Annotated in this window: 17 protein-coding genes; 6 read left to right on the top strand and 11 right to left on the bottom strand. The window is 71.5% G+C overall.

Annotated features, from left to right (window positions below):
* Window positions 1–45 precede the first annotated feature (45 nt).
* The 8 genes from ACGFRF_RS20575 to iolC form a co-directional block, all read right to left on the bottom strand.
* Window positions 46–909, bottom strand: a complete 864-nt coding sequence (locus ACGFRF_RS20575) for an ABC transporter permease (RefSeq protein WP_393741855.1) — start codon at window positions 907–909, stop codon at window positions 46–48.
* Window positions 906–3,554 (bottom strand): CocE/NonD family hydrolase, encoded by a 2,649-nt coding sequence (locus tag ACGFRF_RS20570; protein ID WP_393741853.1) that lies wholly within the window; start codon window positions 3,552–3,554, stop codon window positions 906–908. Before ACGFRF_RS20570 ends, ACGFRF_RS20575 begins: the two co-directional genes overlap by 4 nt.
* 208 nt (window positions 3,555–3,762) lie before the next feature.
* Entirely contained in the window at window positions 3,763–5,154 is a 1,392-nt protein-coding gene (locus ACGFRF_RS20565) for an APC family permease (RefSeq protein ID WP_393741851.1), read from the bottom strand.
* Between the two features lie 476 nt (window positions 5,155–5,630).
* On the bottom strand, window positions 5,631–7,133 hold the full coding sequence (mmsA, locus tag ACGFRF_RS20560; RefSeq protein WP_393741849.1) for a CoA-acylating methylmalonate-semialdehyde dehydrogenase: 1,503 nt from the start codon (window positions 7,131–7,133) through the stop codon (window positions 5,631–5,633).
* Between the two features lie 16 nt (window positions 7,134–7,149).
* Window positions 7,150–9,027 (bottom strand): 3D-(3,5/4)-trihydroxycyclohexane-1,2-dione acylhydrolase (decyclizing), encoded by a 1,878-nt coding sequence (iolD, locus tag ACGFRF_RS20555; RefSeq protein WP_393741847.1) that lies wholly within the window; start codon window positions 9,025–9,027, stop codon window positions 7,150–7,152.
* A complete protein-coding gene (gene iolB, locus ACGFRF_RS20550; protein ID WP_393741845.1) occupies window positions 9,024–9,848 on the bottom strand; it encodes a 5-deoxy-glucuronate isomerase in 825 nt (274 codons plus the stop codon). The genes iolD and iolB overlap by 4 nt, the downstream gene beginning before the upstream one ends.
* 7 nt (window positions 9,849–9,855) lie before the next feature.
* Entirely contained in the window at window positions 9,856–10,803 is a 948-nt protein-coding gene (locus ACGFRF_RS20545; protein WP_393741843.1) for a deoxyribose-phosphate aldolase, read from the bottom strand.
* Window positions 10,800–11,750 carry a 5-dehydro-2-deoxygluconokinase gene (gene iolC, locus ACGFRF_RS20540; protein ID WP_393741841.1) on the bottom strand — a complete coding sequence of 317 codons (951 nt, stop codon included), beginning with the start codon at window positions 11,748–11,750 and terminating at the stop codon, window positions 10,800–10,802. The genes ACGFRF_RS20545 and iolC overlap by 4 nt, the downstream gene beginning before the upstream one ends.
* A gap of 125 nt (window positions 11,751–11,875) precedes the next feature.
* On the opposite strand from iolC, the gene ACGFRF_RS20535 reads away from it, so the two are divergent.
* Both ACGFRF_RS20535 and ACGFRF_RS20530 read left to right on the top strand, forming a co-directional pair.
* Window positions 11,876–12,790: a sugar phosphate isomerase/epimerase family protein gene (locus ACGFRF_RS20535; protein WP_393741839.1), complete on the top strand. Its 915-nt coding sequence runs from the start codon at window positions 11,876–11,878 to the stop codon at window positions 12,788–12,790.
* A 255-nt stretch (window positions 12,791–13,045) separates the two neighbouring features.
* Window positions 13,046–13,246: a helix-turn-helix transcriptional regulator gene (locus ACGFRF_RS20530; protein ID WP_393741837.1), complete on the top strand. Its 201-nt coding sequence runs from the start codon at window positions 13,046–13,048 to the stop codon at window positions 13,244–13,246.
* A 35-nt stretch (window positions 13,247–13,281) separates the two neighbouring features.
* Here ACGFRF_RS20530 and ACGFRF_RS20525 read toward each other — a convergent pair whose 3' ends face one another.
* Entirely contained in the window at window positions 13,282–14,337 is a 1,056-nt protein-coding gene (locus ACGFRF_RS20525; protein ID WP_393741835.1) for a zinc-dependent alcohol dehydrogenase family protein, read from the bottom strand.
* A 251-nt stretch (window positions 14,338–14,588) separates the two neighbouring features.
* Between ACGFRF_RS20525 and ACGFRF_RS20520 the strand changes: the two genes are divergently transcribed.
* From ACGFRF_RS20520 to ACGFRF_RS20510, 3 genes are all read left to right on the top strand, one after another.
* Window positions 14,589–15,539 (top strand): PrsW family intramembrane metalloprotease, encoded by a 951-nt coding sequence (locus tag ACGFRF_RS20520; protein ID WP_393741833.1) that lies wholly within the window; start codon window positions 14,589–14,591, stop codon window positions 15,537–15,539.
* Between the two features lie 72 nt (window positions 15,540–15,611).
* Window positions 15,612–15,851, top strand: coding sequence for a heavy-metal-associated domain-containing protein (locus ACGFRF_RS20515; protein WP_393741831.1), 240 nt, complete (start codon window positions 15,612–15,614; stop codon window positions 15,849–15,851).
* An 86-nt stretch (window positions 15,852–15,937) separates the two neighbouring features.
* The gene (locus ACGFRF_RS20510; RefSeq protein ID WP_393741829.1) at window positions 15,938–18,184 is read left to right on the top strand and encodes a heavy metal translocating P-type ATPase; all 2,247 of its coding nucleotides are present in this window, start codon (window positions 15,938–15,940) and stop codon (window positions 18,182–18,184) included.
* 598 nt (window positions 18,185–18,782) lie between these two features.
* Here the strand turns inward: ACGFRF_RS20510 and ACGFRF_RS20505 are convergent.
* Window positions 18,783–20,072, bottom strand: a complete 1,290-nt coding sequence (locus ACGFRF_RS20505; protein WP_393741827.1) for a citrate synthase — start codon at window positions 20,070–20,072, stop codon at window positions 18,783–18,785.
* Window positions 20,073–20,322: 250 nt separating this feature from the next.
* Window positions 20,323–22,578: an ATP-dependent RecD-like DNA helicase gene (locus ACGFRF_RS20500; RefSeq protein ID WP_393741825.1), complete on the bottom strand. Its 2,256-nt coding sequence runs from the start codon at window positions 22,576–22,578 to the stop codon at window positions 20,323–20,325.
* 60 nt (window positions 22,579–22,638) lie between these two features.
* On the opposite strand from ACGFRF_RS20500, the gene ACGFRF_RS20495 reads away from it, so the two are divergent.
* A complete protein-coding gene (locus ACGFRF_RS20495) occupies window positions 22,639–22,818 on the top strand; it encodes a hypothetical protein (RefSeq protein WP_393741823.1) in 180 nt (59 codons plus the stop codon).
* Window positions 22,819–22,838: the final 20 nt, after the last annotated feature.

The raw sequence follows: 22,838 nt of genomic DNA, 5'->3' as shown, positions 1-22,838 counted from the left end.
CAGGGAAAGGTCGACGCGGCACGCGCCCCCGGATCCTCCCCGGTCTCAGGAGACGACGTCCTTGTGGGCGAACCCCCGGAAGGCCAGGGCGAAGAGGACCAGGGCGTAGGTGAGGGAGATCGCCGCGCCCTGGATCATCCCCGACCACTCGGCGTGCGGCTGGACGGCGTCGGCCCAGGCGAACTGCCAGTGCGCGGGCAGGAAGTCGCGCCAGTGGCCGAGGGCGGTGACGGCGTCCAGGACATTGCCGACGATGGTCAGGCCGACCGCGCCGCCGACCGCGCCGAGCGGGGCGTCCGTCCTGGTCGACAGCCAGAACGCCAGCGCGGCGGTGACGAGCTGGGACACGAAGATGTACGCCACGACCACCACGATCCGCTGGGCCGCCGTACCGGTGTCCAGCGCGCCGCCGGTGGGTATCTGCAGCGGTCCCCAGCCGTAGGCGGCCGTGCCGACGGCGAGGGCCACCACCGGCAGCAGCACCATCGCGGCGAGGCTCAGCCCGAGCGCCACGACGAGCTTGGACCACAGCAGCCGGGCACGGGGCACGGGCGCGGCCAGCAGATAGCGCAGGGAGGACCAGCTCGCCTCGGAGGCGACGGTGTCCCCGCAGAACAGGGCGACCGGGATCACCAGCAGGAAGCCCGCCGACACGAACAGGTTCACGGCGGCGAAGTTGGCGCCGGACGCGGTGGCCGTGTCCATCAGCGTGACCTGGTTGTTCCGGCCGCCCGGGTCGCCGCCGACGGCGAAGGCGATCAGCAGCACGAACGGCAGCGCGGCGAGGATCGCGCCCATGACCAGGGTGCGGCGCCGCTTGAGCTGCCGGGCCAGCTCCACGCGCAGGGGCAGGGTGCGGCCCGCGCGGTAGCCGGACGCCGTCTCGGTGCGCTCGGCGAGCGTGCTCATGCGGAACCTCCGATCAGGGTGAGGAAGGCGTCTTCCAGGCGGCGGTGCGGGCCGACCGAGGCGACCGGCACCTCGAGGCGCACCAGTTCCATGACCAGCCGCTCGGCGGTGCCGCCGGGTTCGAGCCGGATGAGCAGCCCGTCGTCGGTGCGCACGGCGGAGGCGACGCCGGGGAGTGCGGCCACCTTCTCCACCACCGGCTCCTCCACGGCGGTGGCGGTGCCGACCAGCAGGGTGTCGCCGGAGCCGACGATCTCCCGGACCGGGCCGGCCTGGACGAGGCGGCCGCGGTCCATCACCACCAGGTGGGTGCAGGACTGCTCGACCTCGGCGAGGAGATGGCTGGAGACGATCACCGTGCGCCCGCCGGCCGCGTAGCGGATCATCACCTCGCGCATCTCGCGGATCTGGGGCGGGTCGAGACCGTTGGTGGGCTCGTCGAGGATGAGCAGGTCGGGCAGGCCGAGCATGGCCTGGGCGATGGCCAGGCGCTGGCGCATGCCCTGTGAGTAGGTGCGCACCGCGCGGGCGAGCGCGTCCCCGAGCCCGGCGATCCGCAGGGCCTCGTCCAGGTGGGCGTCCTCGGGCGGGCGGCCGGTGGCCCGCCAGTACAGCTCCAGGTTCTCCCGGCCGGACAGGTGCGGCAGGAAGCCGGCGCCCTCCACGAACGCGCCGACCCGGGACAGCACCGGCGCGCCGGGGCGGACGGCGTGTCCGAAGACGCGGATCTCGCCGTCGTCCGGCTTGATCAGGCCCATCAGCATGCGCAGGGTGGTGGTCTTGCCGGCGCCGTTGGGGCCGAGCAGGCCGAGCACCTGGCCCTTGTCCACCCGGAAGGACAGCTCGCGCACCGCGTACCGGTCGGTGGACTTCGCGTACCGCTTGCTCAGGTCCTTGATCACGAGCGGGACGTCCGCCAGCTCCGGGTCGGGCGCGGGGGCCGCCGTACGGCGGCGGCCGGTGAGCAGCAGGGCGAGCGCGGCGACCGCCCCGGCCACGGGCAGCCACCAGACCCAGGCGGGCAGGGGTGCCGCGGCGGTGGTGACGGCGGGGGCCGTCGGCACGCCGAGGTCGCCCTGCAGGGAGACGGTGTAGGTCGCCGGGGCGGCGGGTGAGGCGTAGCCGAGGTCGGTGGAGGCGAGGACCAGGCGGAGCCGGTGGCCCTTCTGCACCTCGTGGTCGATCGCCGGGAGGGTGACTGTGACGTCCTTGCCCGCCCTGGCGCCGGTCACCCGGACGGGCGCGACCAGTTGGGAGGGCAGGACCTGCCGGGTGCCGTCCGGGCCGACGTCGTACACCTTGCCGAAGAGGACGGCGTCGTCGCGGCTGGAGGTGATGTGGACGGTGGCGGTCGGTGCGCCGGTGATCCGCAGGTCGCGGGTGAGCGGTGCCGAGTCGAACCGCGCGTACTGGCCGGGGAAGTCGAGGGAGACGCCGACGCCGAGCGCGGACAGCTGGGCGAGGCCGCCGGAACCGCCGAGACCGGGCAGCGCGGAGACGCCGGGCGGGCTGGCGCCGGCCGGGTTGGTGACGTGCTGCTCGCCGCCGGTGAGGGCGATGGCGCGCCGGTGGCCGTGCAGGCCGGGGTAGGCGGCGGCGCTCGCGCCGCGCAGCTGGGCGGCGCCGTCGGTGGAGTCGACGCCTCCGGTGCGGGTGATCCGGAAGGCGGGGCCGGTGTCGGCGCTCTTGTCGCCCTTCAGGTACCGGTCGAACCACGCACGCACGCGTGCCTCGATCCGGCCGGTCTCCATGTCCCCGCCGTCGTGTCCGCCCGCGATCCAGTCGACGGCCACCGGGGCGCCGTTGGCCCGGATCGCCTGCGCGGCGGCGTCTAACTGGCCGAGGGTGAACAGGGAGTCCGTCTGGCCCTGCGTCAGCAGGGTGGGCACCTTGATGCGGTCGCCGACGGCGGACGGCGAGCGTTCCTCCAAAAGCCGCCGGGCGGCTTCGTCCGGCGTGCCGGTCTCGGCGACCCGGTCGTACATCCGGCACAGCGCGGGCTCGAAGCGGGCGCAGCCGCCGCCGGTGTTGACGAAGACGCCGGCCCACAGCTTCTTGAAGACGCCGTTCGGGAACAGGGCGTCGGCGAGGTTCCAGTACGTGAGGGCCGGGGCGATGGCGTCGACACGGTGGTCGTGTCCGGCGGCGAGCAGGGAGATCGCGCCGCCGTAGGAACCGCCGGTCACCCCCACGCGCGGGTCGCCGGGTCGGTCGAGCCGGACCTGGGGCTGCTTCGCCAGCCAGTCGATGAGCCGGGAGACGTCGGTGACCTCGCCCTTCGGGTCGTTGAGGCCGATCTTCCCGGTGGAGCGGCCGAAGCCGCGCGCCGACCAGGTCAGGACCGCGTACCCGTCCCGGGCGAGGTCCTCGGCCTGCTGCCGCACGTCGTCCTTGCTGCCGCCGAAGCCGTGCGCCAGCAGGACGGCGGGGTGGCGGCCGGCGGTGGCCGGGGCGAAGAACGAGGTGTCCAGGCGCACGCCGTCGACCGCCATGACCCGGTCGCTGCGGCGCACCGTGCGCGTGTCGTCGGAGGCGACGGCCGCCGTCCACGTACCGGCGCCGGCGAGCACAGCGGCGGCGGCCGCGGCGGCGAGGAGCCGACGGGGCCGCCGCGGCGTGCGCAACGCGGACAGTCGAAGATCCATGCGTCAACGGTACGAGGCGGGACCGACAACCGCTGCAGACCTCGGGGTGAGGGGGCACCCCTCCCGTGGAGGTACGGGGGTGCTGTGGCGTACCGCGGTCGTGGTACGCCACAGCGGTTCGGTCGCTTCGGTCGCCGGCCGGCTGCCGGGCGTCGTGGCCGGTCGCGCAGTCCCCCGCGCCCCCTCGGGCGCCGCCCTCGCGGGGCGGTCAGGCCTGCGCGTCCTCCGGGATCGTCACCAGCCAGCGGGTCTCGCGGCGCGGGCGGAGGTAGAGGGCCCAGTAGAGGGTGGCGACGGCCGTGATGCCGCCGGTCCACAGCAGGTAGCTCGCCTCCTGCTGGGTGAGGATGTACGCGAGGACCGCGATCAGCAGGACCGGCACCGCGGGCCACAGCGGCATCCGCCAGGCGGGGGTGTGCCGGTGGGAGCCGCGGCGGGCCAGCAAGGCGGCGACCGCGACCAGCAGGTACATGCCGGTCACCGAGACCCCGGTGACGCCGTACAGGGTGTCCAGGTTGACGAAGCAGAGCAGCGCGCCGGGGACGCCGACGGCGAGCGTGGCGACCCACGGGGAGCCGAAGCGGCCGAGCTTGGAGAAGACGTTGTTGACCGGGCCGGGCCAGGCCTTGTCGCGGGCGGAGGCGAACAGGACGCGGGAGTTCTGGATGACCATGACGATGCCCGCGTTGATGATGGCGAGGGCCACGCAGAGGCTGACGAAGGTGCCGACCGCGGAGTTGGACCAGGCGGTGACCATGGAGCTGATGTCGCCGCCGGTCAGCTCCTCGAGGTCGCCGGCACCCATGGTGATCGCCGCGACCGGCACCAGGATGACCACGGTGGAGATGGCGAGCGTGGCCAGCACCGTGCGGGCGACGTTGCGGCGGGGGTTCTCCAGCTCCTCGGAGAGGTAGACGGCGGTCGAGAAGCCCTGGGTGACGAAGAGGGCGATGGCGAGTCCGGAGACGACCAGCATGGCGGTCACGGTGTCGGTGTGGCCGTGCGCGCCGGCCACCTGCATGGAGACCAGGCTGTCCACCCCGCGGTGGCTGTGGGAGAAGCCCAGCAGGGCGACGACGCCGGCGGCGACGACCTCCAGGACCAGGAAGATGCCGGTGATCCAGGCGTTGGCACGCAGGTCGAGCAGGCCCGCGAGGGTGGCGAGCAGCATCACGCCTGCGCCGGTCATCGACGGGTCGAGGTGCACGATCGGCGCCAGGTAGTCGGCCGTGCCCATGGCGATCACCGGCGGGACGATCATCACCACCAGCAGGGACAGCACGAAGACCAGCCAGCCCGCGAGCCGTCCGGCCATGGTCGACACCATGGCGTACTCGCCGCCCGCGCTGGGGATCAGGGTGCCCAGCTCGGAGTAGCAGAACGCCACGGCGATACAGAGGAGCGAGCCGATGGCGATGGTCAGGGCGGTGGCGGTGCCCAGGGAGCCGAACAGGTCGGGGACGACCACGAAGAGCGTGGAGGCGGGCGTGACGCACGACAGCGTCAGCAGGGTGCCGCCGACGACACCGATGGAGCGCTTCAGCCCCGGTGCGGGGGCCGGCGCGGTGTCTACCACGGACTTCTGGAGCGTGTCGGTCATGCGGCGGTTCCGATCGACTCGTGCGACTGAGGGTGGGGTCGGGAGCGCTATCGCCTCCGGCGGATCGTCGTACGTTCGTCTCGTCCGCTCCCGGCGCTGCATAGCGAACCCCGACGAAAACCGCCACGTCAATGGCCGTTTACCTTCGGAATCCGCAGTTGTGGAGCGGCTTATGCCGCATCACTTTCACAGGTCGCGATGAGCTCTAGGGGCATCCATCAAGCCTCAGGCGAATGTGACCTTGGTTTCAAAGGTCATCTCGAGGCAACTCCTTCGCCGCCCGTTTCGTCCGCCCTGAACGATAACCGTAGCCAAGGTTTCAAAAAAATGTCAGCCGTCCGGTATTCGGACGCGGAAACTGGTCGCGTTCATGTCAGTGTTGGGCGGGATCGCCCTGGAGGGCGCGTGCGGCGCACTGAACACACCGGTGCCCCGTCCTCTCGCACGCGACAGGACGGGGCACCGTGCGTCTCGGCTCAGTGGTTGCGCGGGAAGCCCAGGTCCACGCCGGCCGGGGCGTCGGCCGGGTCGGGCCAGCGCGTGGTGACGACCTTGCCGCGGGTGTAGAAGTGCGTGCCGTCGTTGCCGTAGATGTGGTGGTCGCCGAAGAGCGAGTCCTTCCAGCCGCCGAAGGAGTGGTAGCCCACCGGCACCGGGATCGGCACGTTCACGCCGACCATGCCCGCCTCGATCTCCAGCTGGAAGCGGCGGGCGGCGCCGCCGTCCCGGGTGAAGATCGCGGTGCCGTTGCCGAACGGCGAGGCGTTGATGAGGGCCACACCCTCCTCGTAGGTGTCGACGCGCAGGACGGACAGGACCGGGCCGAAGATCTCGTCCTGGTACGCCTTCGCGGTGGTCGGCACCTTGTCCAGCAGCGAGATGCCGATCCAGTGGCCGTCCTCGAAGCCCTCGACGGTGTAACCCGTGCCGTCCAGGACCACCTCGGCGCCCTCGGCGGCGGCGCCCTCCACGTACGAGGCCACCTTGTCGCGGTGCGCCTTGGTGATCAGCGGGCCCATCTCGGACGTCGGGTCGTTGCCCGGGCCGATCTTGATCTTCTCGGCGCGCTCGCGGATCTTCTCCACCAGCTCGTCACCGATCGAGCCGACCGCCACGACCGCCGAGATGGCCATGCAGCGCTCGCCCGCCGAGCCGTAGGCCGCCGAGACCGCCGCGTCGGCGGCCGCGTCCAGGTCGGCGTCCGGCAGGACCAGCATGTGGTTCTTGGCGCCGCCGAGGGCCTGCACCCGCTTGCCGTGGGCGGAGGCGGTGGTGTGGATGTAGCGGGCGATCGGGGTCGAGCCGACGAAGGAGACGGCCTTGACGTCCGGGTGCTCCAGCAGGCGGTCGACAGCCACCTTGTCGCCGTGGACGACGTTGAAGACACCGTCCGGGAGACCGGCTTCCGCCAGCAGCTCGGCGATCTTGATCGAGGCCGACGGGTCCTTCTCCGACGGCTTGAGCACGAAGGTGTTGCCCGTCGCGATGGCGATCGGGAACATCCACATCGGGACCATCGCCGGGAAGTTGAACGGCGTGATGCCCGCCACCACACCGAGCGGCTGGCGGATCGCGGCCACGTCGACCCGGTTGGCGACCTGCGTGGACAGCTCGCCCTTCAGCTGGACGTTGATCCCGCAGGCCAGGTCGACGATCTCCAGGCCGCGCGCCACCTCACCGAGCGCGTCCGAGTGCACCTTGCCGTGCTCGGCGGTGATCAGCTCCGCGATGGCGTCCCGGTTGGCGTCCAGCAGCGCCCGGAACGTGAAGAGGATGGAGGTCCGCTGGGCCAGCGAGGACTGGCCCCAGGTCAGGTAGGCGTCCTTGGCCGCCGCGACGGCCGCGTCCACCTCCTCCACCGACGCGAACGCGACCTTGGTGGTGACCGCGCCGGTCGCCGGGTCCGTGACCGGCCCGTACGTACCCGACGCGCCTTCGACGGTCTTGCCGCCGATCCAGTGGTTGACGATCTTCGTCATGCCCGGTAACTCCTTCTTACAGATGGCGGCGTCGGGTCGAGACGTGCCGTTCGTACAGCTCACGTGCCTTGACCGCCGACGGTCGGGTCGCGGTCTCGGCCACAGGAACATCCCACCAGGCCTGCGCCGGAGGCGCGCCCGACACAGTGTCGGACGTTTCGGTCTCCACGTAGACACATGTGGCGGTGTCGGCGGCCCGCGCCTCGGCGAGCGCCGCGCGCAGGTCCCGTACGGTCTTCGCGCGCAGCACCCGCATGCCGAGGCTGGCCGCGTTGGCGGCGAGGTCGACGGGGAGCGGGGCGCCCGTGAAGGTGCCGTCGTCGGCGGTGTACCGGTAAGCGGTGCCGAACCGCTCCCCGCCCACCGACTCCGACAGGCCGCCGATCGAGGCGTACCCGTGGTTCTGCACCAAGAGGACCTTGATCGCGATGCCTTCCTGCACGGCGGTCACGATCTCCGTCGGCATCATCAGGTACGTCCCGTCGCCGACCAGCGCCCACACGTTCCGCTCGGGCGCGGCGAGCTTCACACCGATCGCGGCCGGGATCTCGTAGCCCATGCAGGAGTAGCCGTACTCCAGGTGGTACTGGTCGTGGCTGCGTGCCCGCCAGAGCTTGTGCAGGTCGCCGGGGAGCGAGCCGGCCGCGTTGATGATGATGTCGGACTCGTCCACCAGGGCGTCCAGGGCGCCGATCACCTGCGGCTGGGACGGCCGTACGTCCGGTTCGTCCGCCTCGAAGCAGGCGTCGACGCGCTGCTCCCAGCGCTCCTTGTCCTCGGTGTACTCGGTGACGTAGGAGTCGGCGACCCGGTGGCCGTGCATCTGCAGCCGCTCGGTCAGCTCCTCCAGGCCGTTGCGGGCGTCCGCGACCAGCGGCAGCCCCGCCAGCTTGTGGCCGTCGAAGGGCGCGACATTGAGGTTCAGGAAGCGGACGGCCGGGTTCTCGAAGAGGGTGCCGGAGGCCGTGGTGAAGTCGGTGTACCGGGTGCCGACGCCGATCACCAGGTCCGCGGTGCGGGCCAGCTCGTCGGCGGTCGCGGTGCCGGTGTGGCCGACGCCGCCCACGTCCTGGGGATGGTCGTGGCGCAGGGAGCCCTTGCCGGCCTGGGTGGAGGCGACCGGTATGCCGGTGGCCTCGGCGAACTCGGCGAGGGCCGCCTCGGCGCGGCTGTGGTGCACTCCGCCGCCCGCGACGACCAGCGGCCTGCGCGCCTCGCGGACCGCCCGGACCGCCTCGGCCAGCTCGGCGGGGTCCGCGCCCGGCCGGCGCACGGCCCACACGCGCTCGGCGAAGAACTCCTCCGGCCAGTCGAAGCCCTCCGCCTGCACGTCCTGCGGCAGGGCGAGGGTGACCGCGCCGGTCTCCACGGGGTCGGTGAGGACCCGCATGGCCTGCAGCGCGCTCGGGATCAGCTGCTCGGGGCGGCTGATCCGGTCGAAGTACCTCGACACCGGGCGCAGGGTGTCGTTGACCGAGACATCGCCCGCGAAGGGCAGCTCCAGCTGTTGCAGGACCGGGTCGGCGGGGCGGGTGGCGAAGACGTCACCGGGCAGCAGCAGGACCGGGAGGTGGTTGATGGTCGCGAGGGCGGCGCCGGTGACCAGGTTCGTCGCGCCAGGACCGATCGACGTCGTCACCGCGTGCGTGGACAGGCGGTTCGACTGGCGGGCGTACCCGACGGCCGCGTGCACCATGGACTGCTCGTTGCGGCCCTGGTGGTACGGCATCACGTCGGCGTACTCGACCAGTGCCTGGCCGAGGCCGGCGACGTTGCCGTGGCCGAAGATGCCCCAGGTGGCGCCGATCAGCCGCCGCCGCTCACCGTCCCGCTCGGTGTACTGGGCGGCGAGGAAGCGCACGAGTGCCTGGGCGACGGTCAGCCGGATCGTCATCGGTACCCCCCTGTGGTCTCGGTGTGGTCGGGGTGGAAGCAGATCCGCCACTCCCGGGTCCGGCCCGGGCCGGCCATGACGTTCAGGTAGTACATGTCATGCCCGGGCTGGGCGATCGACGGGCCGTGCCAGCCGTCGGGGACGAGGACGGCGTCGCCGGAGCGGACCTCGGCGAGGACGTCGGAACCGCCCTCGCGCGAGGGGAACACGCGTTGGTACCCGAGACCGTTCGACCCGTCGATCTCGAAGTAGTAGATCTCCTCCAGTTCGGACTCCTCGCCCGGCCGGTGCTCGTCGTGCTTGTGCGGCGGGTACGAGGACCAGTTGCCGCCCGGGGTGATCACCTCGACGGCGATCAGCCGGTCGCAGTCGAAGGAGTCGGCGGAGGCGAAGTTGCGCACCTGTCGGGCGCAGGTGCCGCTGCCGCGCTGTTCGACGGGGACCTCCGGCGCGGGGCCGTAGCGGGCGGGGAGTCGTCGCTCGCACTTCGCTCCTGCCAGGGCGAAGCGGCCTCCCGCGCCGGAGGCGATCTGGACCCGGGTGTCCCGGGGTGCGTACACGAAGTCCGAGACGTCCGCGAACACGCTTTCCCGGCCCAGGAGTTGGAACTCGTTTTCCTCAATTTGTACGGTACATCCGCCTTCCAGCGGAAGCACGATCCATTCACTGTCCCCGGTGGTGAACGTATGCGTACCGCCCGGTGTCAACGCGACGACGCGCAGGCTGCTGTAAGTCCATCCGGCACGCTTGGGGTCGATGTCGACGGCGTACTGGGCGTTCGCGGTGGCACCCTTGGGCAGGTGCAGGTCGGTGCTGGTCATGCGGCCCTCACAGCAGTCCTACGGCGGTGTCCACGGCGGCGGCCACATCGCCGTCCGCCGGGTACAGCAGCGAGCGGCCGACCACCAGGCCGCGCACGGTGGGGAGTTGCAGCGCGCCGCGCCACTTCTCGTAGGCGGCGACCTGGTCCTCGAGCGAGTCGCCGATGTCGCCGCCGAGCAGCACGGCGGGCAGGGTGGAGGTCTCCATGACCCGAGCCATGTCGTCGGGGTTCTCGGTGACCGGAACCTTCAGCCAGGTGTAGGCGGAGGAGCCGCCGAGGCCGGAGGCGATGGCGATGGACTTGGTGACCGCCTCGGCGGACAGGTCGTTCCTCAGCCTCCCCCCGGGGCCGCGGCCGCTGATGAACGGCTCCACGAAGACGGGCAGCCGGCGCGCGGCCATGGCGTCGATGGCGCGGGCGGTGGACTCCAGGGTGGTCAGGGAGCCCGGGTCGTCGTAGTCGATACGGAGCAGCAGCTTGCCCGCGTCGAAGCCGAGGCGCTGGATGTCCTCGGGGCGGTGGCCGGTGAACCGGTCGTCCAGTTCGAAGCTGGCCCCCTGCAGGCCACCGCGGTTCATGGAGCCCATGACGACCTTGTGGTCGAGGGCGCCGAGCAGCAGCAGGTCGTCGAGGATGTCGGCGGTGGCCAGGACGCCGTCGACGCCGGGCCGGGACAGGGCGAGGCAGAGGCGTTCGAGCAGGTCGGCCCGGTTGGCCATGGCGAGCCTGCGGTCGCCGACACCGAGGGCGCCGCGCGCCGGGTGGTCGGCGGCCACGATCATCAGCCGGCCGTTCCCGTTCAGCAGGGGCCTGCGGGGCCGGCGGGCGGCGGCCTCGGCGATCGCCTCGGGGTGGTGGGTGCGGATGCGGACGAGTTCGGCCACGTCCACCCGGGGGCGCCGTCCGGTGTCCCCGCCCTCGGTGTGCGTGCCGGCGACACGGCCCGCCCTCACAGCACCGCTCCGGCCTCGAGCGCGGCGGCCACCTCGTCCGGGGTGGGCATCGCGGAGGAGCACTCCAGGCGGGAGGCGACGATCGCGCCGGCCGCGTTGGCGTGCCGCATGATCGTCTCCAGGTCCCAGCCGGCCAGCAGGCCGTGACAGAGGGAGCCGCCGAAGGCGTCACCGGCGCCCAGTCCGTTGAGGACGGTGACGGGCAGCGGCGGCACCTCGGCGGACTCGCCCTGCCGGTTGACGGCGAGGACGCCCTTGGGCCCCTGCTTGACGACGGCCAGCTCGACCCCGGCGTCCAGCAGGGCGCGGGCGGCGGCATGCGGCTCGCGCACCCCGGTGGCGACCGCCACCTCGTCCAGGTTCCCGACGGCGACCGTGGTGTGGCGCAGGGCCTCGGCGTAGAAGGGCCGGGCGGACTCGGGGTCGGTCCAGAACATCGGCCGCCAGTCGAGGTCGAAGACCGTCGTGCCCGCCTTCGCCCGGTGGGCGAGGGCGGCGAGGGTCGCCGTACGGCTGGGCTCCTCGCTCAGGCCGGTGCCGGTGACCCAGAAGATCCGCGCCGCGCGGATGGCGTCCAGGTCCAGGTCGTGCGCGTCGATCTCCAGGTCGGGTGCCTTGGGCCGCCGGTAGAAGTAGAGCGGGAAGTCGTCCGGCGGGAAGACCTCGCAGAAGGTGACCGGGGTCGGCAGACCGGAAACGGGCGTGACCCAGCGGTCGTCCACGCCGAAGCCGCGCAGCGCCTCGTGCAGATAGGCGCCGAACGGGTCGTCGCCGGTACGGGTGATGACGGCGGTGCGCCGGCCGAGCCGGGCCGCGGCGACCGCGACGTTCGTCGCCGACCCGCCGAGGAACTTGCCGAAGGACGACACCTGGGCGAGCGGGACACCGGTTTGCAGCGGATAGAGGTCCACTCCGATCCGCCCCATGGTGATCAGGTCGTAGGCCATCGGCTTCCCTTCGTCACGGCTCTCCCCGGCTTTCTAGCCCCGTACGCCGAGCCCTGTCAATGTTTTGTCCAGACATTCGGACGAGCCCTTGACACCGCTTTCCCCCCGCCCTCACGCTGACGGCCATGACGTCGTTGTCACCCTCCTCACTCTCCCGCATCCGCATCGGATCGGCGCCCGACTCCTGGGGCGTGTGGTTCCCGGACGACCCCCGCCAGGTGCCCTGGCAGCGCTTCCTGGACGAGGTGGCCGCCTCCGGCTACGAGTGGATCGAGCTGGGTCCCTACGGGTATCTGCCCACCGACCCGGCGGTGCTCGCCGAGGAGACCGCCCGGCGGGGCCTGACCGTGTCGGCCGGCACCGTCTTCACCGGTCTGCACCACGGCGAGGCGGTCTGGGAGAAGACCTGGGCGCACGTCAGCGACATCGCCGCCCTCACCCAGGCCATGGGCGCCCGCCACCTGGTCGTCATCCCGTCCTTCTGGCGGGACGACAAGACGGGGCAGGTGCTGGAGCCCTCGGAGCTGACGCCGCGGCAGTGGCGGAACCTCACCTCGCTGACCGAGCGGCTCGGGCGGGAGGTGCGGGAGCGCTACGGACTCACGATCGTCGTCCACCCGCACGCCGACACCCACATCGACAGCGAGGAGAACGTCACCCGCTTCCTCGACGGCACGGACTCCGACCTGGTGTCACTGTGCCTGGACACCGGGCACTACGCCTACTGCGGCGGGGACAGCGTCGAGCTGATCGAGACCTACGGCGAGCGGATCGGCTACCTGCATCTGAAGCAGGTGGACCCGGAGATCCTGGCCGACGTGCGGGCCAAAGGCACCCCGTTCGGTCCGGCGGTCGCCCAGGGCGTGATGTGCGAACCGCCGGCCGGGGTGCCGGAACTCGGGCCGGTGCTCGCCGCCGCGCAGCGGCTGGACGTCGATCTGTTCGCGATCGTCGAGCAGGACATGTACCCGTGCGAGCCGGATGCCCCGCTGCCGATCGCTCAGCGGACTCGGGCGTTCCTCCGGTCGTGCGGAGCGTAGAAGCGTCCACGAGTCAACGCGCCCCGCCGGCGTACCGGCGTACGCCTTTGCAGCGGCTGTGTCACAAACACCGCCTTCGTGTCACACATGTCGCGTGTACGCGGGCTCTCGGTCACACCCGATCGACAGGCACTGCCCCTTGCTCACTCTGCGTCGTTCACCGGGCACAGGCTTGGTGATTCGCCACTCAAGCGCCCGGCTCCCCCGACGGCCGACCTCGGTCGCCGCCGCGGCGCACGCAGGGAGGTGCAGCTCATGACCGACCGAAGGCTCTGGTCCTACAAGGAGATCGCGGCGCACATCAAGGTGCAGCCGGACACCGTGCGGTCCTATCGCAAGCACGGGCTGCTGCCCCAGCCCGACCATGTGGAGGGCGGCAAGCCCTACTGGTACGCCGACACCGTTCGCGCCTGGGTCGCCTCCCGCCCCGGCAACCGCGGGCGCAGACAGGACTGAAACACCCAGGCCCCGGCGAACGGTCCCGGGAAGCCTCAGCCCCGGCCCCACGGTTCGATGACCGTGACCCCCGCCCCCGCCCCCGCTGCCGTGCCCATCGCCGCGAGCGCCGCCGGTGCCGCGTCGAGGGGGAGGGTGGAGGTCACCAGGAGGTCGGGGCGCAGGACGCCGGAGCGGACCAGGTGGAGCATGGCGGGGTAGGTGTGGGCGGCCATGCCGTGGCTGCCGAGGAGTTCCAGTTCGAGGGCGATGGCGCGGGCCAGCGGGACGGGTGTGGTGCCGTCGGGTGAGGGCAGCAGGCCGACCTGGACGTGCCGGCCGCGGCGGCGCAGGCCGTTCACGGAGGCCGCGCAGGTGGCGGGCGAGCCGAGGGCGTCGAGGGAGAGGTGGGCACCGCCACCGGTCAGCTCGCGGACGGCGGCGGCCGTGTCGGGCACGGCGGTCGCGTCCACGCACTCCGCGGCGCCGAACTTCCGTGCCAGGTCGAGAGCCTGAGGCGATACGTCGACGGCGACCACCCGCGCTCCGCAGGCCGCCGCGATCATCACCGCCGACAGGCCCACCCCGCCGCAACCGTGCACCGCGACCCACTGTCCCGCGGCCACCCGGCCCTGCTGCACCACGGCACGGAAGGCGGTGGCGAAGCGGCAGCCGAGGCCGGCGGCGGTGGCGTAGGCCATGTCGTCCGGGACCGCGACGAGGTTGACGTCGGCGTGGTCGAGCGCCACGTACTCGGCGAAGGAGCCCCAGTGGTGGAAGCCGGGCTGGGTCTGCCGCTCGCACACCTGCTGGTCACCCGCCGCACAGGACGGGCAGGTGCCGCAGGCGCACACGAAGGGCACGGTGACGCGGTCGCCGGGCCGCCACCCGGTCACCCGCGCGCCCACCGCCTCCACGACACCGGCGAGTTCATGCCCCGGCACATGCGGCAGGGTGATGTCGGGGTCGTGCCCCATCCAGCCGTGCCAGTCGCTGCGGCACAGCCCGGTCGCCTCGACCCGCACGATCACTCCGTGGTCGGCGGGCCGGGGGTCGGGCACTTCTCGTACCTCGGCCGGTTCGCCGTACCGCTCGAACACCACAGCACGCATCCGTGCCTCACCTTCCGTCCGCGTCCGGGGCCACCGCTTCCTGCGGAACGCTAGCGCTCCGAACGTGTCGCCCAGGCCCTCGCCCTCGGAGGCGCCGCGCACGATGCCGGCGATGTCGACGACCCACGAGGGCGCCGGGCGCGCGGCGGACGGCCCGGCCGTACGTGACCCCAGCGGACCCCCCGGGACTGCGACCCACGGGACATCTGCCTAAGGTGCGGATAAGTCGCCCAGCTGCCCGAGGGACCCTCGTGACCCACTCCCCGCCGCCCGGCACGCCCAAGGCCCGCATCCCCGGCCCGCAGCAGCCCCCACCGCCGTACCCGCGCATCGGGGCGGGCCTGTGGCGGCGCGTCCTGGGCGGCGGGCTCGTCCTGTGGGCGCTGACCGCGGGGGTCACGTACACCACGCGGGACACCGCGCCGCTGCCGACGCTGATCCTGCTCGGCAGCTTCCTCGTGCCGGTCGCCTTCGTGCTGTGGGCCTACGAGCGGCACGGCCGCGACCTGGGCGTCAGTGCCGTCCTCGGCTGTTTCCTGGCCGGTGGCACGCTCGGCGCGTTCGGCGCCGCGCTCATGCAGTCGTACCTGCTGCGCCCCTCGCTCGGGACGTTCCTCGGTGTCGGCCTGATCGAGGAGGCCGCCAAGGCGGCGGCGCTGGTGTTCGTGCTGCGCCGCCAGCCGGGCGTCCGCGGGGCGCGGGCCGGGCTGGTGCTCGGCGCGGCCGTCGGCTTCGGCTTCGCGGCCCTGGAGAGCGCCGGGTACGCCTTCGACGCGGCCGTCTCCACCCAGGGCCTCGATCCGCGGGCGCTGCTGGAGACGGAGATCCTGCGCGGGGTTCTCGCCCCCCTCGGACACGGCCTGTGGACGGCGGTCGCGGGCGGCGTGCTGCTGTCGCTGCGCCGGGTGAACGGGCGCTTCCGGTACGCCCCGCCGGTGGTCGCCGCCCTCATGGGCGTCTCCCTGCTGCACGCCCTGTGGGACTCCACGCACGGCATCGCGATCTGGCTGGTGGCACACCTGTCCGGCACCGGCCTCTCACCGCGGCTGTTCGGGCAGGGGTACCTGAGCCGGCCGAGCGCCGGGCAGGAGCACCTGTTCGCGCTGTTCTCGGTCGGCGGCCTGGCCCTGGTCGCGCTGGCCGGGGTCGGCTGGGTGCGGGTGGTGGCGCGCCGGGACACCCCTTGGAGAAATACCCCCTAGGGGTATAGTGTGAGAAACATGGGGCCCCTCGTGGGCCCCAGGGACCCCACATGCCCCGACGAGGAGAACGACATGAGCGTCCAGACCGACACCCCGGGCTCCGTCACCACCGTCTACCGGGTGACCGGCATGAGCTGCGGCCACTGCGAGGGCTCCGTCTCCGGTGAGATCTCCCAGATCCCCGGCGTCAGCTCGGTGAAGGCCGTCGCGTCGACCGGCGAGGTGACCGTCGTCTCCGCGGCCCCGCTGGACGACGAGGCGGTGCGCGCCGCCGTCGACGAGGCCGGCTTCGAGCTGGCCGGCAAGGCCTGAGAAGCGCGCTCCCCTTCCCCGACCGGGCCGCGCCGACCAGCTGATACTGGATCCGTACGGTCCGGTCCGATGTCTGGAGTCCGGACATGACCAGCACCACCGCAGAGACAGCCATAGCCACGGGCACGGCCTCCGAGGTCGAGTTGCTCATCGGCGGAATGACCTGCGCCTCCTGCGCCGCCCGGGTGGAGAAGAAGCTCAACCGGATGGAGGGCGTGAGCGCCACCGTCAACTTCGCCACCGAGAAGGCGAAGGTCACCTACGCCGAGGGCGTCCAGGTCGCCGACCTGATCACCACCGTGGTGAAGACGGGCTACACCGCCGAGGAGCCCCCGCCGCCGGAGCCCGCGCCCGAGGCGGCCCCGGAAACCCCCGAGCGGGACCTCGAACTCGGCGCCCTGCGCCACCGCCTGCTCGTCTCCGTCCTGCTCGCCGCGCCCGTGGTCCTGCTCGCGATGATCCCCGCGCTGCAGTTCGAGAACTGGCAGTGGCTCTCGCTCATGCTCACCGCGCCCGTCGTCGTCTGGGGCGGCGCCCCCTTCCACCGGGCCGCCTGGACCAACGCCCGGCACGGCGCCGCCACCATGGACACCCTCGTCTCGGTCGGCACGCTGGCCGCGTTCATCTGGTCGCTGTGGGCGCTGTTCTTCGGCGACGCGGGCATGCCCGGCATGCACGACGAGTTCCGCCTCACCGTCTCGCGGATGGACGGCGCCGCCACCATCTACCTGGAGGTGGCCGCCGGAGTCGTCGCGCTGATCCTGCTCGGCCGCTATCTGGAGGCCCGCTCCAAGCGGCGCGCCGGGGCCGCCCTGAAGGCCCTGCTGGAGCTGGGCGCCAAGGACGTGGCGGTGCTGCGGGACGGCCGCGAGGTCCGGGTCCCGGTCGGCTCGCTCGGGGTCGGCGACCGGTTCGTCGTACGGCCCGGCGAGAAGATCGCCACCGACGGCGCCGTCGTGGAGGGCGTCTCCGCGGTGGACGCCTCCATGCTCACCGGCGAGTCGGTGCCGGTGGACGTCGGCCCCGGCGACCGGGTCACCGGCGCCACGGTCAACGCGGGCGGCCGGCTGGTGATCGAGGCCACCCGGGTCGGCGCCGACACCCAGCTCGCCCGGATGGCCCGGCTCGTGGAGGACGCGCAGAACGGCAAGGCCGAGGTGCAGCGGCTCGCCGACCGCGTCTCCGCGGTGTTCGTGCCCGTGGTCATCCTCATCGCGGCCGGCACCTTCGGCGTCTGGCTGGGCGTCACCGGGGACACGGTCGCCGCGTTCACGGCCGCCGTCGCCGTCCTGATCATCGCCTGCCCCTGCGCCCTGGGACTGGCCACGCCGACGGCGCTGATGGTCGGCACCGGCCGCGGCGCCCAGCTCGGCATCCTGATCAAGGGTCCCGAGGTGCTGGAGTCCACGCGCCGCGTCGACACGGTCGTCCTCGACAAGACCGGCACCGTCACCACCGGCCGGATGACCCTGCAGGCGGTGTACGTCGCCGAGGACGAGGACGAGAAGGAACTGCTGCGGCTCGCGGGCGCCCTGGAGCACGCCTCCGAGCACCCCGTCGCCCGCGCGATCGCCGCCGGCGCCGAGGAGCGCGCCGGAGCCCTGCCCGCGGTCGAGCACTTCGAGAACGTCCCCGGGCGGGGCGTACGCGGGCGCGTGGACGGCCACGAGGTGGTCGTGGGGCGCCTGTACGACGACCTTCCGCAGGAGCTGGAGCGCGCGGCCCGAGAGGCCGAGCAGCAGGGCCGCACGGCCGTCCTGGCCGGCTGGGACGGGCGGGCCCGCGGGGTCCTCGCCGTCGCCGACGCGGTCAAGGAGACCAGCGCCGAGGCGGTGCGTGAGCTGCGCGCCCTCGGGCTCAGGCCGGTACTGCTCACCGGGGACAACCGGACCGTCGCCGAGGCGGTCGCCAGGACGGTCGGCATCGACGAGGTGATCGCCGAGGTGCTCCCCGAGGACAAGGTGGACGTCGTACGACGGCTGCAGCGCGAGGGACGGTCCGTGGCGATGGTCGGCGACGGCGTCAACGACGCGGCCGCGCTCGCCACCGCCGACCTGGGCCTCGCCATGGGCACCGGCACGGACGCGGCGATCGAGGCCGGCGACCTGACGCTGGTGCGCGGTGACCTGCGCGTGGCGGCGGACGCGATCCGGCTCTCCCGGCGCACCCTCGCCACCATCAAGGGCAACCTCGTGTGGGCCTTCGGCTACAACGTCGCCGCGCTCCCCCTGGCCGCCGCGGGCCTGCTGAACCCGATGATCGCGGGCGCCGCGATGGCCTTCTCCTCGGTGTTCGTGGTGACCAACAGCCTGCGGCTGCGGACCTTCCGGTGAGGGCACCGGGCACCACCCGGGATTCGCCGGTACCGAAGTGGGAGTCCCCCTGGAGTCCGGCGCGCGCCTCACATAAGCTCTTCACAAGGCTCGCGCATCATCCTTACGCTTGAGTCTCGATCACCGTATCGGGGCTCTTGCGCATCTATAGGACATATGCAAGAGACGCAGATCACAGTGATGCGAACGTAACCATCGAAGGGGTTCGAAGGTCTAAGTTGGCGATGTCAGACCAGCGTCTTGGGGGGCGCTGACTGGCATCTGGGGATGTCTTGGGGGACTTCCTCAGAGATGCGTTGCCGGGGCACGTACACCGGGAAGCTTTGAGCGGCCCTCCCTGCGTGCGTTGTCCCGGCAGATCGCACCGCATCACTGGAGTACGGCGAGTTCTGCTCGTTGTGCTCGAAAACAGCGATTCAGGCGCTGTTCTCTCCGAGCGCCCGGCCGGATCCCGTGGGGGGAATCCGCACCGGGACATGGGAAGGCGCCCTGGTCGTCGGCCCGTGGGGGGACCGGCGTCAGGGCGCCTTCCGTTTTTTTCGCTTGTCACCGGCGGTTCAGGGCCTGCCGGACGGGCAGGCCCTGCTGCTCGGTGTGTTCAGCGCTTCTCGACCGGCACGAAGTCGCGCTCGACGACACCCGTGTAGATCTGGCGCGGGCGGCCGATGCGGGAGCCCGGCTCCTTGATCATCTCGGTCCACTGGGCGATCCAGCCCGGCAGGCGGCCGAGGGCGAACAGGACCGTGAACATCTCGGTCGGGAAGCCCATGGCCCGGTAGATCAGACCGGTGTAGAAGTCGACGTTCGGGTACAGCTTGCGCTCGACGAAGTAGTCGTCGGACAGCGCGTGCTCCTCGAGCTTGAGCGCGATGTCCAGCAGCTCGTCGCTCTTGCCCAGCGCGGAGAGCACGTCGTGCGCGGCGGCCTTGATGATCTTGGCGCGCGGGTCGAAGTTCTTGTAGACCCGGTGGCCGAAGCCCATCAGACGGACGCCGTCCTCCTTGTTCTTCACCTTTCGGATGAAGGTGTCGACGTCGGAGCCGGAGTCGCGGATGCCCTCGAGCATCTCCAGCACGGACTGGTTGGCGCCGCCGTGCAGCGGGCCCCACAGGGCGCTGATGCCGGCCGAGATCGACGCGAACATGTTGGCCTGCGAGGAACCGACCAGACGGACCGTGGAGGTCGAACAGTTCTGCTCGTGGTCGGCGTGCAGGATCAGCAGCTTGTCCAGCGCGGCCACCACGACCGGGTCCAGCTCGTACTCGTCCGCCGGGACCGAGAAGGTCATGCGCAGGAAGTTCTCGACGTAACCGAGGTCGTTGCGCGGATAGACGAACGGGTGGCCGATCGACTTCTTGTACGCGTACGCCGCGATCGTCGGGAGCTTGGCGAGCAGGCGGATCGTGGAGAGGTTGCGCTGGTTCTCGTCGAACGGGTTGTGGCTGTCCTGGTAGAAGGTGGACAGCGCCGAGACGACCGAGGACAGCATGGCCATCGGGTGGGCGTCGCGCGGGAAGCCCCGGTAGAAGTTCTTGACGTCCTCGTGCAGCAGGGTGTGCCGCGTGATGTCGTTCTTGAACGTCGTCAACTCGTCGACGGTGGGCAGCTCACCGTTGATCAGCAGGTACGCCACCTCCAGGAAGGTGGAGCGCTCGGCCAGCTGCTCGATGGGGTAGCCGCGGTAGCGGAGGATGCCCGCCTCGCCGTCGAGGTAGGTGATCGCGGATTTATAGGCGGCAGTGTTGCCGTAACCGCTGTCCAAGGTCACCAGACCGGTCTGGGCGCGGAGCTTCCCGATGTCGAAGCCCTTGTCGCCGACGGTGCTGTCGACCACCGGGTAGGTGTACTCGCCGTCGCCGTACCGCAGTACTACAGAGTTGTCGCTCACGTCTTCCCTCACCGACGTAGTGCCTCATCTTCGAGGTGCCCTGACTGTCTCTACCATCCCCCATTTGGCTCAGGAGAGTGCACTCGGGGTCGACCATTGGGCCTATCGACGGCACTCAGTGCCGCCAACCTGCTCATCCTGCCCCCTCCGCACGGCATCTGGAAGTGCTCTGTGACCTTTCCGACTCGTTTGATCGATCATTTTTTGCGATGCCGGTCGCCGTCCCTGGTCAGGGGCGGTCGGGAGCCCGTCAGGATCCGCGGAGTCTGAAGTCCAGTGCCGTGCACCGCCGTCCGGCGGACACCGTGCGCACCGCCTGCCCGATCGCTTTGCGTGAACCGACGAGGACGACGAGTCGTTTCGCCCGTGTCACCGCCGTGTACAGCAGGTTCCGCTGGAGCATCATCCATGCTCCGGTGGTGACGGGAATCACCACGGCGGGATATTCGCTTCCCTGCGAGCGATGGATGGTCACCGCGTACGCGTGTGCCAGTTCGTCCAATTCGTCGAATTCGTACGGGACCTCCTCGTCCTCGTCCGTCAGCACCGTCAGACGCTGGTCGACCGGATCGAGCGAGGTGACCACGCCCACGGTGCCGTTGAAGACACCGTTCTTCCCTTTTTCGTAATTGTTGCGAATTTGGGTGACCTTGTCGCCGACGCGGAAAACCCTGCCGCCGAACCGCTTCTCCGGCAGGTCCGGCCGGCCGGGCGTGATGGCCTGCTGGAGCAGGCCGTTGAGGTTGCCCGCACCGGCCGGGCCCCGGTGCATCGGCGCGAGCACCTGCACGTCCCGCCGGGGGTCGAGCCCGAACCTGGCCGGAATCCGCCGGGCGGCCACGTCCACGGTGAGCCGACCGGCCTCCTCGGTGTCGTCCTCGACGAAGAGGAAGAAGTCCTTGAGGCCGTCGGTGAGCGGATGCTGCCCGGCGTTGATCCGGTGCGCGTTGGTGACGACGCCGGACTGCTGGGCCTGCCGGAACACCCGGGTGAGCCGGACGGCGGGGATGGGGCTGCCCTCGGCGAGCAGGTCGCGGAGGACTTCGCCGGCGCCGACGCTGGGCAGCTGGTCGACATCGCCGACGAACAGCAGATGCGCCCCCGGCGGCACGGCCTTCACCAGCTTGTTGGCGAGCAACAGGTCCAGCATCGACGCCTCGTCCACGACCACCAGGTCGGCGTCCAGCGGGCGGTCCTTGTCGTAGGCCGCGTCACCGCCCGGCTTCAGCTCCAGCAGCCGGTGGACGGTGGAGGCCTCGGCGCCGGTCAGCTCCGACAGCCGCTTGGCCGCGCGGCCGGTCGGGGCGGCGAGCAGCACCTTGGCCCGCTTGGCGCGGGCCAGTTCGACGATCGAGCGGACCGTGAAGGACTTGCCGCAACCCGGCCCACCGGTCAGCACGGCGACCTTCTCGGTCAGCGCGAGTCTGACCGCCGCCTCCTGTTCGGGGGCGAGATCGGCGCCGGTACGGGACTTCAGCCAGCCGAGGGCCTTGTCCCAGTCCACGTCCTGGAAGGCCGGCATCCGGTCGTCACCGGTCCGCAGCAGGCGCAGCAACTGGGCGGAGAGGGACAGCTCCGCCCGGTGGAAGGGCACGAGATAGACGGCGGTCACGGGCTCCTCGTCACCGTCCGCCCCGGGCACCTTCTCCCGTACGACCCCGGGATCCGCGCCGTCCTGCGGGGGCTGGGCCAGCTCGGACAGGCACTCGATGACGAGCCCGGTGTCGACCTGGAGGAGCTTGACGGCATCCGCGATCAGCCGCTCCTCGGGCAGGTAGCAGTGCCCCTGGTCGGCGGACTGGGACAGTGCGTACTGCAGGCCCGCCTTCACCCGTTCCGGGCTGTCGTGCGGGATGCCGACGGACTGGGCGATCTTGTCGGCGGTGAGGAAGCCGATGCCCCAGACGTCGGCGGCCAGCCGGTACGGCTGCTCCTTCACGACCGAGATCGACGCGTCCCCGTACTTCTTGTAGATCCGCACCGCGATGGAGGTCGACACCTCGACGGTCTGGAGGAAGAGCATGACCTCCTTGATCGCCTTCTGCTCCTCCCAGGCGTCGGCGATCTTCTTGGTCCGCTTCGGGCCCAGGCCGGGCACCTCGACGAGCCGCTCGGGCTCCTCCTCGATGATCCTGAGCGTGTCCAGCCCGAAGTGCTGCGTGATGCGGTCGGCGAAGACCGGTCCGATGCCCTTGACCAGGCCGGAGCCGAGATAGCGGCGGATGCCCTGGACGGTGGCGGGCAGCACGGTCGTGTAGTTCTCGACATGGAACTGCTTGCCGTACTGCGGATGCGACCCCCAGCGGCCCTCCATGCGGAGGGATTCGCCGACCTGGGCGCCGAGCAGCGCGCCGACCACCGTGAGGAGGTCTCCGGCGCCTCTTCCGGTGTCGACCCGGGCGACCGTGTAGCCGTTCTCCTCATTGGCGTACGTGATCCGCTCCAGCACGCCTTCGAGCACGGCGAGCCGCCGCTCGGCCGTGGGGTTCCCCGCCTGTTGAGCCATGATCCGACGGTACCGGTGGGGTCTGACAACGGGCACTGTTACTCTGCGTGGCCGTGAGGGGTGCCACGGCACAAGCGCCACCGAGGAGTTCCACGCCCACATCGAGGCCGCCGTCGCGGACACGCCGTACCGGACGGGCTGCGGCCCGCCGACGCGAAGATCGCCATAGCCTTCGGCATCTTCGGCGCCGTCGTCGCCCTCGGCACGCTGATCGCCCTCGGCGTCGTGTTCTTGCTCTGACAGGCTCGTCCGCCGCCTCC

This window comes from Streptomyces sp. NPDC048521, assembly GCF_043199855.1.
Classification (GTDB): domain Bacteria; phylum Actinomycetota; class Actinomycetes; order Streptomycetales; family Streptomycetaceae; genus Streptomyces.
This window is presented reverse-complemented; position numbering and strand designations above follow the sequence as displayed.